This window comes from Hymenobacter sp. 15J16-1T3B, from assembly GCF_020711235.1.
Lineage (GTDB): Bacteria > Bacteroidota > Bacteroidia > Cytophagales > Hymenobacteraceae > Solirubrum.
In genome coordinates, this window is the sequence record NZ_JAJFAV010000003.1 from 336,145 (window position 1) to 352,847 (window position 16,703).

12 protein-coding genes are annotated in these 16,703 nt (G+C 67.0%); 5 read left to right on the forward strand and 7 right to left on the reverse strand.

All coding sequences use genetic code 11. The features are described 5' to 3' along the window. The first annotated feature begins 114 nt into the window (after positions 1-114). Positions 115-1,002, forward strand: coding sequence for an ABC transporter ATP-binding protein (locus tag LJ737_RS07380; protein ID WP_227764228.1), 888 nt, complete (start codon positions 115-117; stop codon positions 1,000-1,002). A gap of 142 nt (positions 1,003-1,144) precedes the next feature. Further along, positions 1,145-4,816, forward strand: coding sequence for an ABC transporter permease/M1 family aminopeptidase (locus LJ737_RS07385; protein ID WP_227764230.1), 3,672 nt, complete (start codon positions 1,145-1,147; stop codon positions 4,814-4,816). 104 nt (positions 4,817-4,920) lie between these two features. Here the strand turns inward: LJ737_RS07385 and LJ737_RS07390 are convergent, their stop codons facing one another. The 5 genes from LJ737_RS07390 to LJ737_RS27090 all read right to left on the reverse strand — a co-directional run bounded on the left by LJ737_RS07390 (position 4,921) and on the right by LJ737_RS27090 (position 9,548). Beyond that, positions 4,921-6,384, reverse strand: a complete 1,464-nt coding sequence (locus LJ737_RS07390; RefSeq protein WP_227764232.1) for a hypothetical protein — start codon at positions 6,382-6,384, stop codon at positions 4,921-4,923. Positions 6,385-6,518: 134 nt separating this feature from the next. Continuing rightward, positions 6,519-6,656 carry a hypothetical protein gene (locus LJ737_RS07395; RefSeq protein WP_165903891.1) on the reverse strand — a complete coding sequence of 46 codons (138 nt, stop codon included), beginning with the start codon at positions 6,654-6,656 and terminating at the stop codon, positions 6,519-6,521. 113 nt (positions 6,657-6,769) lie between these two features. Continuing rightward, positions 6,770-7,393: a hypothetical protein gene (locus LJ737_RS07400; protein ID WP_227764233.1), complete on the reverse strand. Its 624-nt coding sequence runs from the start codon at positions 7,391-7,393 to the stop codon at positions 6,770-6,772. Between the two features lie 82 nt (positions 7,394-7,475). Next, positions 7,476-8,135, reverse strand: a complete 660-nt coding sequence (locus LJ737_RS07405; RefSeq protein ID WP_227764236.1) for a methylated-DNA--[protein]-cysteine S-methyltransferase — start codon at positions 8,133-8,135, stop codon at positions 7,476-7,478. 84 nt (positions 8,136-8,219) lie between these two features. Continuing rightward, on the reverse strand, positions 8,220-9,548 hold the full coding sequence (locus tag LJ737_RS27090) for a polysaccharide deacetylase family protein (RefSeq protein WP_227764238.1): 1,329 nt from the start codon (positions 9,546-9,548) through the stop codon (positions 8,220-8,222). Between the two features lie 157 nt (positions 9,549-9,705). Here LJ737_RS27090 and LJ737_RS07415 point away from each other — a divergent pair, with 157 nt between their 5' ends. Together LJ737_RS07415 and LJ737_RS07420 are read left to right on the forward strand one after the other, a co-directional pair. Beyond that, positions 9,706-10,218 carry a hypothetical protein gene (locus LJ737_RS07415; RefSeq protein ID WP_227764239.1) on the forward strand — a complete coding sequence of 171 codons (513 nt, stop codon included), beginning with the start codon at positions 9,706-9,708 and terminating at the stop codon, positions 10,216-10,218. Next, on the forward strand, positions 10,215-11,621 hold the full coding sequence (locus tag LJ737_RS07420) for a M64 family metallopeptidase (RefSeq protein ID WP_227764241.1): 1,407 nt from the start codon (positions 10,215-10,217) through the stop codon (positions 11,619-11,621). Before LJ737_RS07415 ends, LJ737_RS07420 begins: the two co-directional genes overlap by 4 nt. 68 nt (positions 11,622-11,689) lie before the next feature. Here the strand turns inward: LJ737_RS07420 and LJ737_RS07425 are convergent, their stop codons facing one another. Beyond that, positions 11,690-12,844: an OmpA family protein gene (locus LJ737_RS07425; RefSeq protein ID WP_227764243.1), complete on the reverse strand. Its 1,155-nt coding sequence runs from the start codon at positions 12,842-12,844 to the stop codon at positions 11,690-11,692. A gap of 104 nt (positions 12,845-12,948) precedes the next feature. Then, positions 12,949-15,357, reverse strand: a complete 2,409-nt coding sequence (locus LJ737_RS07430) for an outer membrane beta-barrel protein (protein ID WP_227764245.1) — start codon at positions 15,355-15,357, stop codon at positions 12,949-12,951. 230 nt (positions 15,358-15,587) lie between these two features. Between LJ737_RS07430 and LJ737_RS07435 the strand changes: the two genes are divergently transcribed. Next, the gene (locus LJ737_RS07435) at positions 15,588-16,703 is read left to right on the forward strand and encodes a sensor histidine kinase (RefSeq protein ID WP_227764248.1); all 1,116 of its coding nucleotides are present in this window, start codon (positions 15,588-15,590) and stop codon (positions 16,701-16,703) included.

Genomic DNA, 16,703 nt, shown 5'->3' on the forward strand with positions numbered 1-16,703 from the left:
GCTACGCGACCGGGACCGAAGCCGGGTGAGGTGGGTCACTATCACCCAGATATGTGATTGCGCCGCGTTGCCGGACTGCAGTTATTGACCCGACATCATAACTTCCTCAGCCGCATGGAACTACGGATACAGAACCTTTCCAAAACCTACCCCAACGGCGTGCGCGCCCTGCGCGACGTGAGCCTGACCATCCCCAACGGCATGTTCGGCCTGCTCGGGCCCAACGGCGCGGGCAAAAGCACGCTCATGCGCACCATCGCCACCCTGCAGGAGCCCGACAGCGGCAGCATTCAGCTGGGCGACATCGACGTGCTGCGCGAGAAGGAGCGGGTGCGCCGGGTGCTGGGCTACCTGCCCCAGGAATTCGGGCTGTACCCCAGCGTGTCGGCCGAGGTGCTGCTCGACTACTTCGCCGGCCTCAAGGGCATCCGCGACGGGGCCGAGCGCAAGGCCGCGGTGGAAAGCCTGCTGCAGCAAACCAACCTGTGGGACGCCCGCAAAAAGGCCGTGGGCGGCTACTCCGGCGGCATGCGCCAGCGCTTCGGCATTGCCGTGGCCCTGCTCGGCTCCCCGCAGCTCATCATCGTCGACGAGCCCACCGCCGGCCTCGACCCCACAGAGCGCAACCGCTTCCTCGACCTGCTCAGCGAAATCGGCGAAAACGTGGTGGTGATTCTCTCGACCCACATCGTGGAAGACGTGACCGAGCTCTGCCCCCACATGGCCATTATCGCTCAGGGCGAAGTGGTGGCCACCGGCTCGCCCAACGATGTCATCGGCGAAATCCGCGGCAAGGTGTACCGCACCAAAACCGAAAAGGCCGCCCTGGCCCAATTGCGCGAGCAGCACGAGGTCATCAGCTCCAAACTGGTGGCCGGGCAGCCCATCGTGCGCGTGTTCAGCGAAACGCCCATTAACGGCATTTTCCAGCCCGCCGAAGCCACCCTGGAAGACGTGTATTTCCACCGTCTGGCGCGGAAAGCAAAAGGAGTTGAGGCCTAAATCTAGCACGTCATGTCGAGCTTGTCGAGACATCTCGCGTGCTGAGGTGGGATAGTAAATTACTCGTTCAACGACAAGTTTACTGCCCGAGCGTGATGTCTCAGCAAGCTCGACATGACGGCCTATTCCAACCCGGATCATCATGTTCACGCATATTTTCAAGTTCGAGCTGCGGTACCGGTTTACCCAGCCGAGCACGTATCTGTACTTCGGGGTCTTCGCCCTCTTCGGCTTTCTGTCGCAGACCGTCGACGACTTCGGCTTCGGCTCGGCCAAGGTGCACGTCAACGCGCCCGATGCCCTGGCCGAGCTGCATACTATTGCCTCCATTCTGGGCATGTTCGTAACGGCGGCCGTGCTGGGCACGCCCATCTACCGCGACGACAAGGATGGCATGACCGGGCTGGTGTACACCACGCCGCTGAGCAAGCCCAGCTACCTGGCCGGGCGCTTCCTGGGCTCCTTGCTGGCCATCTGGTTTGTCATCACCGGGCTTTCGGTGGGGGCGCTGCTGGGCATGCTCATGCCCTGGGTCGAAGCCTCGAAGCTGGGCCCGGTGCAGCCGCTGGCCTTGCTGGTGCCGCTGTTGGGCGCGGCCTGGACCAACGCCTGGTTTGCCGGCTGCATTTTCTTCGCCGCCTACCTCGTGTTCCGCTCCCCGCTGGTGGTGTACTTGGGCGGCGTGGTGCTGTTCGTGTGCTACCAGGTGGCCATGAACTTCATTTCCCGCATCAGCTCCGACCACCTGTTTTCCCTACTCGACCCCTTCGGGCTGGCCGCCAAGCGCATCGACACCAACTACTGGACCATTGCCGAGCGCAACACCCGGCTCATCAATTACCTGGGCGGGGAGCTGGTGCAAAACCGCCTGCTCTGGTGCGGGGTGGGGCTGGGGGTGCTGCTGGCTAGCTGCGCCTATTTCCGCCTCGGCCTGCCCCGCGTGCGCCAGAAAAAACAGGCCGCCGACACCGCCCCGCTGGCCGCGGCCGGGGCCGGGCTGCGCCGCTCCCCGCAGGACTTCAGCCGCGGGCTAAGCTGGTGGCAGCTGCGGCGCCTCACGCGGGTGCAGTTTCTGAACGTCGTCAACGCCTGGCCGTTCCGGGCGCTGGCGTTGCTGGGCGTCGTGTTCGTGCTTTTCAACGCCTACTGGACTTACCAGGACCCGCGCGGCATTCAGATGCCGGTGACCTACCTCATCCTGAACCTGGTCAACGACAACTTCACCCTGTTCTTCCTCATCATCACCACCATCTACGCCGGGGAGCTGGTGTGGCGCGAGCGGGACGTGCGCCTGCAACTGGTGTTCGATGCCTTGCCCTACGCCACCTGGCTGCCCTTCGTGAGCAAGGTGCTGGCCCTGCTGGGCGTGCAGCTGCTGCTGAGCCTGGTGCTGAGCCTGGTGGGCGTGGGCATTCAACTCTACCGCGCCCCCGAGCTGGTGGAACCGCTGCTCTACCTGAAAAACTTCGTGCTGCAAGCCGCCAACCTCGCCGTGCTCAGCACCCTGGCCGTGGTGGTGCAAACGGCCGTGAACCACAAGTACGTGGGCCACGCGGTGATGATGCTGTACTACGGGGTGGTGTTTCTGCTGGCCGACGCGCTGGGCCTGCACCACGTGCTGCTCAAGTTCGGGGCCGGCATCACCTACACCTACTCCGACATGAACGGCTACGGGCACATGGTGGCTCCGCTGCTGGCCCTCAACCTCTACTACCTGGCCGGGGTGCTGCTGCTGGCGCTGCTGGCCTCCCTGCTCTGGGTGCGCGGCAACGACACCCGTCTCGGCAGCCGGGCCCGCCTGTTCGGGCAGCGCCTGCGCACGCCCGGCGTGCGGCCCGCCCTGGCCGGGGCCCTGCTGGTACTGCTGACGGCCGGTGGGTGGGTCTTCTACAACACCAACATCCTCAACGAATACCTCACGCCCAAGGACCTGGAAGCCCGGCAGGCCGCTACCGAGCGGCAGTACAAGCGCTACGAGCGGCTGCTGCAGCCCAAAATCGTGGCCATTGACCTCGCCGCCGACCTGTTTCCCACGGCCAGTCCCCGTGGCTACCGGATGCGCGGCACCTTCACCCTGCGCAACAAGGAAGCCCGGCCCCTCGACACGCTGCTGATCAACTACGACCCCAGCCGCAGCGTTACGAGCCGGCTCAGCCTGAGCCGTCCCGCCCGGGTGCTGCGCGACGACCCCGGCAGCGGCGTGCGCCTCTACCGCCTTAAGCAGCCGCTGCAGCCGAACGACTCCCTGGACCTGCGCTTCGAGGTGGGCTACCGGGCCAGCGGCTTCACCTCCCGGCTCAAGGGCACCGGCGTATTCGACTGGGCCAATATCTCGCCCGAGGACCGCCTGACCGCCAACGGCACCTTTCTCAGCGACGCCGGCCTGCGCATCGGCTACCAGGTGGCCGGCGAGCTGGAAGACGACGACGTGCGCCGGCGCTACGGGCTCAAGCCCAAGGACCGCGCCCTACGCCTCAACGACCCGCGCGGCCGCCGCATCGCCGACTTCGGCCCCGACGCCGACTACGTGCGCTACCAGGCCACCGTCAGCACCGACGCCGACCAGATTGCCGTCACGCCGGGCTACCTGCAGCGGGAGTGGACCCAGAACGGCCGCCGCTACTTTCAGTACCAGATGGACCAGCCCATGATGCCCATGACCGGCATCCTCTCGGCCCGCTACCAAGTGCACCGCGAAACCTGGCAGCCCCGGGGCGGCGGCCAGCCCGTGGCCATCGAAATCTACTACGACCCGCACCACCCCTACAACGTGCGCCGCATGGCCCAGGCCCTGCGCGACGCCCTGCCGTACTACTCGGCCGCCTTTGGGCCCTACCAGTACCGCCAGATCCGCATCTTGGAGTTTCCGCGCTACAAAAGCTTCGCCCAGAGCCAGCCCAACACGGTGCCCTTCTCCGAAGCCGCCGGCTTCATCGACGACCCGCGGGACACGAACGCGCCCGATTACACCTACTTCATCACCAACCACGAGCTGGGCCACCAGTGGTGGGGCCACCAGCTCGTGGGGGCCAACGTGCAGGGCAGCAGCATGCTCATCGAGTCCTTGGCCGAATACTCGGCCCTGATGACCTGCAAGCACCGCTTCACGCCCGCCCAGATGCAGCAGGTGATGCGCCGGGAGCTGGACCAGTACCTGCGCGGCCGCCGGCAGGAGCGCAAAAAGGAAATGCCCCTGATGCTGGTCGAGAGCCAGCCCTACATCCACTACTACAAGGGCGGCATGGTGTTCTACGCGCTGCAGGACTTCATCGGGGAGCAGAAGCTCAACAAGGCCCTGGGCGACTTCGCGGCCGCCAACCGCTACAAAACCAACCCGTACCCGAACTCGGCCGACCTGATGGCCTACATCCGCCGCGAAACGCCCGACTCGCTGCGGTACCTGATCCGGGACATGTTCGAAACCATCACGCTCTACAAAAACGAGTTGAAAACCGCTACCTACACCGCGCGGCCCGACGGCAAGTTCGACGTGGCGCTGACCATCAAGGCCGAAAAGCTCCGCGCCGACTCCCTGGGCAACGAAACGTCCACGCCCGTGGCCGATTACGTGGAAGTGGGCGTATTCGGGGCCGATCAGTCGCCCGGCGAAGCCTGGGACGTGCGCGGCAAGGCCCTGGTGCTGCGCAAAATCAAGCTCACCCAGCCCGAAACCACCCTGCACTTCGTGGTGGCCGACAAGCCCGCCAAAGCCGGCGTCGACCCGTACCAGAAGCTTATTGAGCGGTACTACGTCGACAACGTGAAGCCCATGCAGGAAGAAAAGCCCGCCGCCAAGCCCGTGGCCGCGCGGTAAGGAGCCGTTTGGTGGGCGAGCCTGCCCCGGTTACTGCCTACGGGGCGGGCTCGCCCACTGCCAACGCCGTAGCGGCGGACGAAACCTGGGATTTTCGCCCGCCGCTACGGCTTGCAGCCGGCCGGCAGTTCCCGGGCTGCCTTTCGTTGCCGTTGCCGGAGCACCCGTGCCGGCAGCCGCCTGGGCGGGGCTACGCCGGCGGTTTGGCCGGGTTGGGGCCAGTCGGGCCAGTAATAGCTGGCCATAAAATCTACCGGAGCGCCTGTTTGCAGATTGGGCACGCAGTACCCGCTCACCAGTAGTTGGCTGGTGGCTGGGTTGAAGGTGCTGTGCTGCACAAACCGCCAACGGGTGCTGTCCGTCGTCGGCAGGGTGTGCAGCCCGGCCAGCTTACCATCGCGCCAGCGAATCAGTTGCAGGGCAAAATCGGGCGCGGGGCTGGCCGCCCGGTAGCGGATGCTGTGGGTGAGCAGCGCGTAGTCGCCGCGCACGCCCAGCACTTCCGGGGCCAGCTGGGTGGAGCGTTCCGGATTCTCCAGCAAGTAGCGCCAGCGCACCCGAAAGGCGCGGTCTAGGCCCGCCACAAAGTGGTAGCCCTGGCGGTGCGGCTGCAACTGAACGGTCCCGCTGATGACGAACCCGCGCTGCTGCGGCAGCTCCACCGGCGGCCCGGCCAGCACCACGTCTTCCAGCGAGTCGAGCAGCACCGGCGTGTGGCGCCGCTGGAAGCGGCCCAGGGAGTCGGTTTCCAGAAACAGGAGGCGGCGCGGCGCGTTGGCGCCATCCGGCCCGGCGGCTTCATGGGGCTCGGCGGCGGTAAAGCACTGCCATTGCCGGAGCCGGGGGCCCGTCAGGCGCCAGTGAAACCAGCCGCTGAGCAGAAACTGGTGGTCGGCGGTGCGCTGCAGGTGGGCTATTTCCAGACCGGCGTTGGCCGGGGCTTGGGCCACGTAGTCGTAGGCCCAGGCCACGCGGCCGGCGGTGTCGGCCCGGAGCAACGCGGGAGCATGAGGCTCGGTCCCAAACCACCCCCGGCGCGGGCCGATGATGACTGCGCCCGCCGCCACAAAGCTGCCCGGCCCCACCGGCAGCATTGCCGCGAGGGAGCGGTGCCGGCGCAGGGGCGAATCGTAGGTGGCCGGCAGGGCCAACGGCAGCAGCCGGCGCGTGGTGTTGCCGCGGTCTTGGCGGCCCAGGTACACCCGCGTGCGCGAAAACCACGGGCTGAAGTAGCCGCCGCCGGCTACCGGCAGCCAGGCCCCCTGCGGGATGTACGGGGTGCCGTCTGCGCTATCGGCCGGAATCACCACGGGGCGGGAGGATGGGGGCGTGAGCTGCCCCGCCGGCGTGACAAGCGCGTAGGTCGTGCCCCCGGCGTCGCCGTACAGGTCGTACAGTTCGTGCCAGGTGAAGCCGCGCAGGTGCGCGTACCCCTGGGCGTCGAAGCGGACGTTGGGGGGCACCGAACACAGGTGTTGCCACTGAAGCTGCGGCTGCTGCGCGAGCAGCGGCCCGCCCAGCGCCGACGCCAACGCCCAGCAGACCATCCGAAGAACAAAGCAGCGCATGGGCAGAAAAGGATAGCCCCAAAGGTAATAACCTAGGAGCCGGCGCGCAGAACGGCCCCAACCACAAGCAACCGGCCGGCCCCGCGTCTGCGGGGCCGGCCGGTTGCTTGTATTCCCGGAAGAGGCGCCAGAGCCTAGCAGCAGTAGTCGCTGTAGTCTTCGTCGAGCGAGTCGATGCGCAGGGAGAAGTTCAGCGTGCGGGCAGCCCATAGGCCCAGGCTACCCAGGCCACCCAGCAGCAACAGCGTCGAAACGGCGGTGGTCTTTTTCATGGTCTATATTGTATGTTGGTGAATCCCACGTTCTTGCTGCAAAGATACTACGCAAATGTTACATAATTGTTAGGCATGCATCATTGTTGTGAGGCCAGTGCTTCCCGCGGGCATCAGCTTTTGGCCGGAAATGTCTTACTGGCTTTTTTCGTGAGCAGGGGGATGATAAGGCTGTATTTGTACAAATGATGCTCGCTGAACTTGTCCACCACGTAGAAATCATTGGTCGTCAAGTCCTGCACGTACAAATCGACAGTGGTAATTTCCTCCTGGAAATACCGCGTTCCGCCACTGAAGGACATGTGGGTGCGCACACCTTGGTAGTTATTGGTCAGGAAACTGTTGAACGAGTCGTGGAACAGCAAGTACTTATAGCCCTGACTGCGGTAGTATGCCACGGAATCCTGGGTGGTGATGCGGTACGCGAACGGGTATTTCCGGGCGGCCTGCCGTAGTTGGTCGCCTGACCAGCCGCAGTTCTGGTTGTGCCAGCGCAAACGGGTGTACGCCTCCGAGGTCATGCCCTCTGGACGTTGGGCCGGCACTTGTACGGGCTCGAACTTGATGTAAAGAATTTTGGCCTGCGGCAGATCGTTCGGAAGCTGGTCTTTGAAAATGTGGGCGTTGGCTTCCTTGGCCGCTTTCCGATAGTTGCCAGAAATCTGCGCCTGCACCGCTGGCCGCAGGAACATGGTCGAGCCGAGACCAAGGAGAAAAGTAAGCGTGGGCGTTTGCATGTAAATAAGTTGCACGGAAGGAATAACGCGGTACAGTATTCTGGCTCCGCCAAACGGCAATGACCCAAAAGGCGCTTGGGGCTTAAAAAAGCGAAATCTGCTGCCCGGCCGCGGGCTGCCGGTGCTGCTGCTCCAGAGCCAGCAGCCGCTGCTTGCGCCAGAGGCCGCCGGCGTAGCCCGTCAGCTTGCCGTCGGCGCCGATGACGCGGTGGCAGGGAATGAGGATAGCAAGGCGGTTTTGCCCGTTGGCGGCGGCCACGGCGCGCACGGCTTCGGGCTTCTTCAGGGCCAGGGCCTGCTGCCCGTAGCTGCGGGTATGGCCGTACGGAATGAGCCGCAGCTCCTGCCACACCTGTTGCTGAAAGGCCGAGCCGGGCGTGAGCAGCGGCACCGTAAACTCCTGCCGGCTGCCGGCAAAATACTCGGCCAGCTCGGCGCGCAACTGGCGTAAGTGCGGGTTGTCGCGCTCCACCACCCGGGCGTTGAAACGCTGGGCCAAGTCTTGCAACTCGGTTTGCAATTCCCGCCGCTCGAAAAACTCCAGCAGGCACACGCCCTCGGCGGTGGCACCGGCCATCATCGGGCCCAGCGGGGTTTCGAGCCGGGCTAGCTCCAGCACGTGCGGGGCGTGGTCGGGGGCGGTGGGCAGGGGCCAGGGCCAGTCCGCGGCGGGGCCGGCCGGCTCGGCGGGGCGGTCGAAACGCAGGGCAAACTGGCTGGGAGCGGGCTGGGACTGGGGCATGGCGGGAGGCGGTTGCGTAGCTGAAAGATAGGCGGCCGAGCCGAAGAATAACGCTGCCGCCCGCAGGTCCGAACGCCGGCCAGCCTACCGCGGCGCGCCAACGGCGGCGCGCTGCTGGGCTTGCACGCTGGCGGCCACTTCCACCATTGGCGCCACCCAGATGTCCCGCTCGTGGGCCTTCAGGTAGCGCAGCAGCTGGCGGTGGGCGTTGGCGTCCACGTTCAGCGCGTGGCCGCCGCCCACGCCGTGAAACAGAAACACCAGCAGCGTGTGCGTCTGCTGGGCCTGCTTCACCAGATCCAGCATGTAATCGGCCGACTGCCCGTTAATCGAGTAGCAGGCTACGTTCGATAGGTCGACCTGCGCGGCCGTGGGCAGGCCTTTGGTCACGCCGCGGGCTGCCACGAAGTCGTTGCGCAGCGGTTGGTAGAAGTCCTGGCCGCCGATGGTCCGGTCACCGCAGGGGTAGGCGAAGGTGTGCGTGCTGCGGCCGTCGATGGCCCGGAGCAGGGTGTTGGTGGCCCGGATTTCGCTCACCGCCCGCCCGACGGTGTACTTGCTCAAGTCAGTGTCGGGCGTGACGAAGGAGCGGCCGGGCAGGGTGCCGTCGCAGGGGTGCATGAGGGCGTGGTTGCCCAGCTCGTGCCCTTTTTTGGCCGCCTTGCGCCATTCGTCGAGCCGTTTGGCCACCACCGGCGAGGAGCCAATGAGGTAAAACGTGCCGCGCAGCTGCAGCGAATCCAGCGCGGGCACGACGCGGTCCAGGTCGGCGTCGAGGGCGTCGTCGTAGGTCAGCACCACGGCGCACTGCTTGCCGTGCCAAGCGGAGGATTGGGCGTGGGTGGCCAGCGGAGCAGCCAGCAGCAAGGGGGCGAGCAGGTAGCGGTGGAGCATACGTGAAGATGGTGTTTTTCGGCGGTAGCGCCGGCCTAGTGCGCCCCAAAGGCTAGTAGTGCTGCCACACATGGCCAGGCCATAGGTACCCATCTGGTCGTAGTCGGTGATGCGGTGGGTTGTGCCGTTGGCATACTCCACCGTGAGGTAGCAGGTCTGGTCGTCGGTCCATTCCACCGCGGGCGAGGGGCCGCCGAGCAGCACCAGCAGTTGTTCCGTTTCCACGTCGCGGCGGAGGCAGGTGCGGGCCCGCACTTGCAAGTCGTCCGTGCCGTCGTGGCTGAAATCGGTCCGCTGCCAGTGCCCGGGCGCAGCAGGTGACATCAAGGACTGCGCGCTGTCTGGCAAGGACGCGTTGACGGCCGCCAGTTCCGTTGTGGCCCACCGGCCCCGTCGCCGCAGATAGGCTTCAATGCTGCTGCTGTGGCGCAGCGTATCGACTTCACCCGCGGCGCGGGCAATCAGGGGCTGGCACAGCAGCAGGACAAGCAGCAGGCGCATGGCAACGGCGGTGGTCACGACGGAAGTGTGCCGGCTGGATGCCGCCCGGTGGGCTTTCCCATAAGCAGACCGGTGGCCAAGGCCAGGTAATAGAGCCGGGCGAAGTGCCTCCGCGGCAACACCGAAAATGCTTACTTGCTGGTACCTTTGGCTTTCTGATTTGCCGCCTCCGATTATGCCGGCCTTATTTTCCGTGCTGCTATTCTGCCTGCTCAGCGGCCTGCTTGCCGGCTGCCGGCGCCCGTCCGCGGCGCAGCACCAGTTTACGGCGCCACCCGCGGCAGCAGCGCCCACGGCCAGCCGCCCCCAACTGGTATTTTTGACCTTCAAAGCAATAGCCAGCCCGAGCGGACCCGCCGTCATTACCCTGCTGGGCAGCACCGTGGCCGCCGGTGCGCCCAAGTCCGCCCCCGAAGACGCCCGCCACGCCCCGCACTACCTGACGATAAGCCAGCTCGGGGCCCAGCGGCAGGTGTTGGCCGCCGCGGCCGTGGAGCACCCGTTGCGCCGCTCCGTGGAAACGGCCGGGGCCGACGGGGCGCTACAGCGCCAGGACGTGCGGCTGCCCGAAGCCGAGTTTTTCGTGCGCCTGGCGTTGGTTCCGCAAGCCACCGCGGTGCGGGTGGAGGAGGTTGTCGACCGGCAGCCCGTAGGGGCCACTGATTTTCCATTACCGACTCGTCCATGAAAAAGCTCTATTCCCTGCTACTGCTGACCGGCTTGCTCTGGGGCCGCGCCGCCAGCGGCCAAACCACGTTCCAGGTGGATACCCTCATCAAAACCGGCCCGCTCGACCAGCGCGTCAACATTGTGTTTTTGAGCGACGGGTACCAGACCGCGCAACTGCCCCAGTTCGTCAACGACGTACGCGGGGTGGCGGCGGGCTTGTTTGCGCAGTCGCCCTTCCGCGAGTACCAGAACTACTTCAACGTTTTTGCCATTCGGGTGCCTTCGGTGGATGCCGGGGCCAAGCACCCGCGCACCGCCCCCGACTGCACCGCCATGCCCGCGGCCACGGTCAACAACTACTTCGGCAGCTCATTCGACCAGAACAGCATTCACCGGCTGCTGGTGGCCACCCGCGCCAGCGCCGTGGCGGGCGTGCTCTCCACCCACTTCCCGCTCTACGACCAGGCTTTCGTGCTCGTCAACACCACGGAATACGGCGGGGGCGGCAGCACGGCTTACGCCACGTTTTCCATCAACGCCAGCTCCCGCGAAACCTGCATCCACGAAATGGGCCACTCGTTTGCCAACCTGGCCGATGAGTATTGGGCCGGCCCCGGCTACGCCCGTGAGCGGGCCAATCAGACCGCCCAAACCGACCCCACGCTGGTGCGCTGGGCGCCGTGGGTGGGCACCGGCAGCGTAGGCGTGTACCCCTTCGTGGAAAACCCGCTCTGGCAACGCCCGCACCAGAACTGCAAGATGCGCTACTTGGGCTCCCCCTTCTGCAACGTGTGCCGCGAAACCTTTGTGGAGCGCATTCACACGTTGGTGCCGCCGGTGCAGAGCTTCAGCCCGGCCAGCACCGCCCTCAGCGACCCCACGGCCGCAGTGCCCTTCGCCCTGACTCTGCTGGCGCCTTCGCCCAATACCTTGCGCGTGACCTGGCAGCGCGACGGCGCCCCCTTGGCCCGCAACACCAGCCAGGTAACCGTGCCGCTGACGGCCCTGAATACTGGTACGCACGTCATCCGGGCCGAAGTAACCGACACGACCGGTTTTTCGCGCGCCACCACGCACGCCGCCCAGCATACCTACGTTACGCAGTGGACCGTGACGAACACGGCCACCGGCACGCATCTGCAGGCCAGCTCGTTCGAGTACCAGCTCGAAACCTACCCCAACCCGGTCACCGATGCGCTCAACCTAAGCTACCGGCTCAGCCGCCCGGCCCCGGTGACGGTAACCGTACTCGATGAGGCTGGCCGCCGCGTGCGCACCGTGTTGCAGGAGCGGGCGGCCGCCGCGGGCACGCACCAGTGGCGCTTCACGGCCGCCGAGCTGGGCCTACGCCGGCCCGGCACCTACCGGCTGGTGCTCGACATCGACGGGGCCCGCGTCAGCCGGCCGCTCGTGAAAGAATAAGCACGCAATAAGCCCACAAAACGGCCCGCCCCGGTACTGCCGGGGCGGGCCGTTTGCTATTCCGGTGCCTACTTCACTTCCGCCACTTCCACCCGGCGGTTGCGGGCATCGGGCGAGGGGAAGAGCGGACGGGTGTCGCCGTAGCCGACGGTGCTCAGGCGCGCGGGCTCGATGCCGGCTTTCACCAGGTATGCTTTTACCGCTTCGGCGCGCTGCTCGCTGAGAAGCTGGTTTTTCTCCGACTCGCCCACACGGTCGGTGTGGCCGGCAATCTGCAGACGCAGGGCGGGGCGCTGGCGCAGCTCGGCGGCGAGCTGGTTCAGGGCCGGCAGGCCGTCGGCCAGCAGCTCGGCCGTGCCCAGCTTAAAGAGCACCGTGGGCAGTACCACCGGCTTTTCGGTCACCACGGGCGACGGAGCGGGCACCGGCTGCGGGGCAGGGGTAGGCCGGCGCCGGGCGGTGTCGAGCGGGGGAAGGGGCGGCTCGGTGGCGGGCGGGGCTGCGGCCACCGGCGGCGCGGCCGGTTTTGGGGCGGGCGCCGCGCCGCCGACCTTCACCGTGACGGGCACCACGGCGCTTTCTCGGGTGGGGTAGTAGCCCTGCGTGATGTAGAACGTGGTGGTTTTGCTAAGCTTGGTGCGGTACTCGTTGCCGCTGGCGAGGGGCTGCTTCAGCTCGGCGTCGGCGTACCAGCGCACCTGCCGGCCCGACACGCGGATGGTGGTGGAACTGCCCGCCGGCACCGTGGCGGCCGATTTCAGCTTGACGCGGTAGAGCGTGAAGTTGCCGTGGTTGCAGGTGCCGACGGGGTCGTAGGCGGCGCGGCCGGTCAGCTTTTCCTCCTGCGCGTCGTAGCTGAAGGTGATGAGGCCCTCGCACCAGTAGCTGCCGGGCGTGCGGCCCGTTTCGTTGAGCTTGCGCACCTGGTCGAGGCGCAGGCCGGTGGGCGTGCGCGTGGCCTGCACCTGAAACGTGACGGTGACGCCCGGCCGACCGCCCGCTTCCTGGTAAAGGATGCCGAAGAGGCTGCTGCCCTTGCCGTTCTGCATGCGCAGCAGCGCCGGCCAGGTGGAGCCCGGCTCGTCGGTGTCGGTTTCGACGCCCTGCCAGATGCCGGCCAGGGAAGCCGTTTGGGCCTGGGCCGGAGCGGCCAGCAGCAGCACGGCCAGGCTCGCCAAGCCGCCGAGGTAACGCACGAAAGGGAAATGCCGGGTAGGTTTCATAGACTAGCTGCCCCAACGTCGGCGGCGGGCCCAAAGTGCGCGCGCAGCGGCTGGGACGCCGAAATATCGGCGGCGAACGGGCTGGGCGCAAGTCGGCCCGGCAGCTAGTGGCCGGCGCGGCTTTCTTCGTCGGCGCTGCCGCGGGTGCGGCCGGTGTGGGTGCTGCCGCTGCCGAGCTTGCAGGTGAAGCTGAGCGAGAGGCGGCGGCTTTCCCACTGGTTGTTCCAGCTCATGCGGATGTTGTTGTAATCCATAATACTGCGGAAGCGGCTGGTGCCGAATACGTCGCTCAGGCGCAGGCTCAGCGTGGCCCGCTCGCGCCAGAGCAGCTTTTTGGCGCCCAGCGTCAGGTTGGCGTAGCTGCGGGTGTAGAAGAGGCCCTGCACGCTGGGCGAGCCGTAGCTGCCGTTCACCAGCACTTGGTAGCCGCGCGGCAGCCGCACCGTGTGGTTGGAGGAGGCCGACAGGGCAAAGCGGCGCAGCTGCACCGGCTGGCCTTGCAGGCGCGAAGTCACGGCGTTGTAGCTGCCCTCCAGCTCGTTGTCCATGCCCCAGGCCGGGCTGACGTCGGTGTGCCCGCCCGAGGTGAGCGTGAGCGTGAGGGCCCGGTCCAGGTTTTGGCGCACGGTGGTCGTGACCTTGGTCTGGTCGTTCTGGTAGGCCACTTGGCTGACCACGTTGGTTTCGAGCAGGTAGCTCAGGCTCAGCACCTGAAAGTTGCGGTGGGCGTAGTTCAGCACCAGCGAGCGGGCCAAGGACGGGGCCAGAAACGGGTTGCCTTGCAAGGCGGTGTAGGCATCGGTGTAGGTCACGAAGGGGTTCAGGCTCTGGTACGACGGCCGGCTGATGCGGCGCCCGGCCGAGAGGCCCAGCTGGTCGTGCTCCCCGATCTTGTAGCTGGCAAACAGCGTGGGAAAGAGCTGGAAGTAGTTGCGCACCACGCGCTGGCCGGTGGTGGCCGAGGCGCCCACCGAGTGCGTATGCTCGCCGCGCAGGCCGGCTTTCAGCTCCAGCCCGCGCCAGGTGGTGCCCAGGGTGGCGTAGCCGGCCGTGATGATTTCGTCGTAGCGAAACCGGTCGGTGCGCGGCGCGTCCAGCTGCCACTGCTCATCCAGCAGCTGCTCGAAGTTCAGGAAGCTGCACGTGGTTACCCAGCTGGTTTTGGCGCCGGCTTCAGCCCGCCAGCCCCCGGCCGCGGGGTGCACGTAGTCGGCCTTGAGCGCCCGGATGACGACGTCGGCGCCCTGGTCGCTGCGCTGCTGCCCGCCGAGCGCGCCCGCGGCGGCCGGCGCGCTGCTCGTAACCTGGTAGCTCTGGTCCATGCGGCTGCGGTACTGAATCAGGTCTGCGTCGGCGGTCAGCTCGCGGCCGGTGCTGTCGAGGGCCAGGCGGTAGTTCAGGTTCAGGGCCCGGTCGGTGCTGCGGCTGGCGGAGGGGTTGTAGAGCGACACGGTGCTGACGGGCCGCCCATCGGGCGCCGTGGCCATGGAAGTACCCGTCGAGAGGGCCGTGGTGCGGTCGAGGGCGCCGCGCACCTGCCCGCCCAGGGTCTGGCGCGGGCTCAGCGGCAGTTCGACCCCGGCGGCGTAGTTCAGGCCGTTGTAAACGGGGTGCCAGTACTTCTGCTGGGCAAAGGTGGTGTCGCGGATCTGGCGGCGGATATCGAGGTTGTTGAACGAGTTGGAGTGCGTCAGATCAACCCGCCCGAACGTGCGCAGCCGGCCGGCGTTGTAGGCCAGGTTCAGCCCGCCCGAGCCTTTCTCGTAGCGCCCGTAGCCGCCGGTGGCGGTAGCGGTGCCCGTCAGGCCCGGCCGCAGGCTGCGCCGGGTGCGCAGGTTGATGACGCCCGCCGTGCCGGCCGCGTCGAGCGAGGCGGGCGGGTTGGGCAGCAGCTCGATCTGGCTGATGGCCGAGGCGGGCAGCGACTTGAGGTAGTTGCTGAGCGCGGCCCCGCTCATGTAGGTTTGCTTGCCGTCGATGAGCACCAGCACGCTGCCGCTGCCGCGGTACTGCACTTGGTCGTCCTTGTCGAGCGTCACGCCCGGGGCCCGTCGCAGCACCTCCAGGGCGTTGTCGCCGGCGGTGTTGAGGCGGTCCACGTTCACCACGGTCCGGTCGGCGTGCTGCTCCAGCACCGGCGGGCGGCCCTCCACCACCACTTCGGCCAGGGCAGTGGTAGCGCTGGGCAGGCGCAGGGCGGGCAGCGTGAGCGGCTGGTCGGTGACCGTGAAGCCGTAGTGCTGCGGCCGGTAGCCCAGGAGCAGGGCCTTGAGGCAGTAGGGCCCGGCCGCCACCGTTTCGAAGCGGAAAGCGCCCTGCGCATCGGCTGTTTGCACGCTGGCGACGGACGAGTCAGGCAGGTGCAGCAGCACGGCGGTGGCAAAGGGCAGGGGCTGGCCGGCGGCGTCCTGCAAGGTGCCGTGCACCGGCGCCTGGGCCTGGGCCGCCGCGCCGAGGGCCAGCGAGGCAAGGAGAAGCAGACCGAAACGTGGCGGGAGTTGAGGCTGGTGCATGGCAGGGGGCGTTTGGGCGGTTGGGTGGCTCAAAAGTGCCGGGCCCGGCGCGGCGCCGAAAAAAGATTATCCCACCGGCCCCAAATGCGGGGTAACTTCCGCCGCCCGCCCCGCGCCGGCCTCACCCGGCCGCCCGGCCCACTGACCCGGCCAAACCGCCCACTCACGTAAAAAATGCCGGCTCCAGCTGCGCAGCGGATAGTTTTGGGCTTCACCGTTTTGCCTGCGCCATGTCCTCGTTGCCCCTCAAATCCGCGTTGCGCTGGCACGTGCTGCTGTGGCTGGCCTACGCTGGCTACGTGCTGCTCGGCGCCTGGCTGCTCTTCGAGCCCCGGCCCGGGGGCACTGCGCTGAGCACCAAGCTGTGGCTGCAGGCATCGTTTCTGACGGCCCGCATGGTGACGTTTTACTGCTGCTACCTGCTGGTGTACCCGCGCTGGCTGCACCTGGGGCGGGTGCCCCAGCTGGTGCTGGGCCTGCTCGGGGCCGTGCTGGTGTTTGCCGGCACCCGGGCGCTGCTCGAAGAGGCGCTGTACCCGGCCGTGCTCGGTTTTCGCAACTACGGTCCCGATACCACGGGGCTCTACTACCTGCTCGACAATACCTACTACGCCGTGCTGCCGCTGGCTCTGAGCGCCCTGGTGTGGACCACCGAAACCACCCTGCGCCGGGAGCGGGAAACCCGTCAGCTCACGGCCGAAAAGCGCGCCGCCGAGGCAGCCTTCCTCAAAACGCAGATCAACCCGCACTTTCTCTACAACACGCTCAACATGCTCTTCGGCAGGGCCTACGCCGCCGACAAGGAGCTGGCCAGTGCCCTGATGAAACTCTCGGAGCTGATGCGCTACATGCTGCGCGACACGCCCGACGGCCGCGTGGAACTGGCCCAGGAAATCGACTACCTGGACAATTTCCTGGCCCTGCACCGCCTGCGCTTCTCGGGCCGCCTCAACGCGGAGCTTACCGTAGAAGGCGACCCGGCCGGCCACCGCGTGGCCCCGCTGCTGCTGATTCCCTTCGTGGAAAACGCCTTCAAGCACGGCGTGCTCGACGACCCGGCGGCCCCCGTGCGCCTGCACCTGCGCCTGCAGCCCGGCCGGGTGGAATTCACGGTGCGCAACCGCCGCCACGATTACCAATCCGATGCCACCAGCGGCATCGGCCTGAGCAACCTGCGCCGCCGCTTGCAGCTGCTCTACCCCGGCCAGCACGAGCTGCAAACCGGCCCCGAAGGCGCCGAGTTTCAGGCCCGCCTGCTCGTGTACGACGAGGCCGCGCCCACCGTGCCGGCCGCCGCGGCTGCGCCCGCGGCCCAGCCGCTGGCACCGGCCCCCGCCACCGCCTAG

Coding starts and splice junctions, on each gene's coding strand:
- LJ737_RS07400 (WP_227764233.1), bottom strand. CDS start 7,393: ATGCAAACGCCCACGCTTACTTTTCTCCTTGGTCTCGGCTCGACCATG.
- LJ737_RS07420 (WP_227764241.1), top strand. CDS start 10,215: ATGAAAAAGCTCTATTCCCTGCTACTGCTGACCGGCTTGCTCTGGGGC.
- LJ737_RS07405 (WP_227764236.1), bottom strand. CDS start 8,135: ATGCCCCAGTCCCAGCCCGCTCCCAGCCAGTTTGCCCTGCGTTTCGAC.
- LJ737_RS07390 (WP_227764232.1), bottom strand. CDS start 6,384: ATGCGCTGCTTTGTTCTTCGGATGGTCTGCTGGGCGTTGGCGTCGGCG.
- LJ737_RS07425 (WP_227764243.1), bottom strand. CDS start 12,844: ATGAAACCTACCCGGCATTTCCCTTTCGTGCGTTACCTCGGCGGCTTG.
- LJ737_RS07435 (WP_227764248.1), top strand. CDS start 15,588: ATGTCCTCGTTGCCCCTCAAATCCGCGTTGCGCTGGCACGTGCTGCTG.
- LJ737_RS07395 (WP_165903891.1), bottom strand. CDS start 6,656: ATGAAAAAGACCACCGCCGTTTCGACGCTGTTGCTGCTGGGTGGCCTG.
- LJ737_RS07415 (WP_227764239.1), top strand. CDS start 9,706: ATGCCGGCCTTATTTTCCGTGCTGCTATTCTGCCTGCTCAGCGGCCTG.
- LJ737_RS07380 (WP_227764228.1), top strand. CDS start 115: ATGGAACTACGGATACAGAACCTTTCCAAAACCTACCCCAACGGCGTG.
- LJ737_RS07385 (WP_227764230.1), top strand. CDS start 1,145: ATGTTCACGCATATTTTCAAGTTCGAGCTGCGGTACCGGTTTACCCAG.
- LJ737_RS07430 (WP_227764245.1), bottom strand. CDS start 15,357: ATGCACCAGCCTCAACTCCCGCCACGTTTCGGTCTGCTTCTCCTTGCC.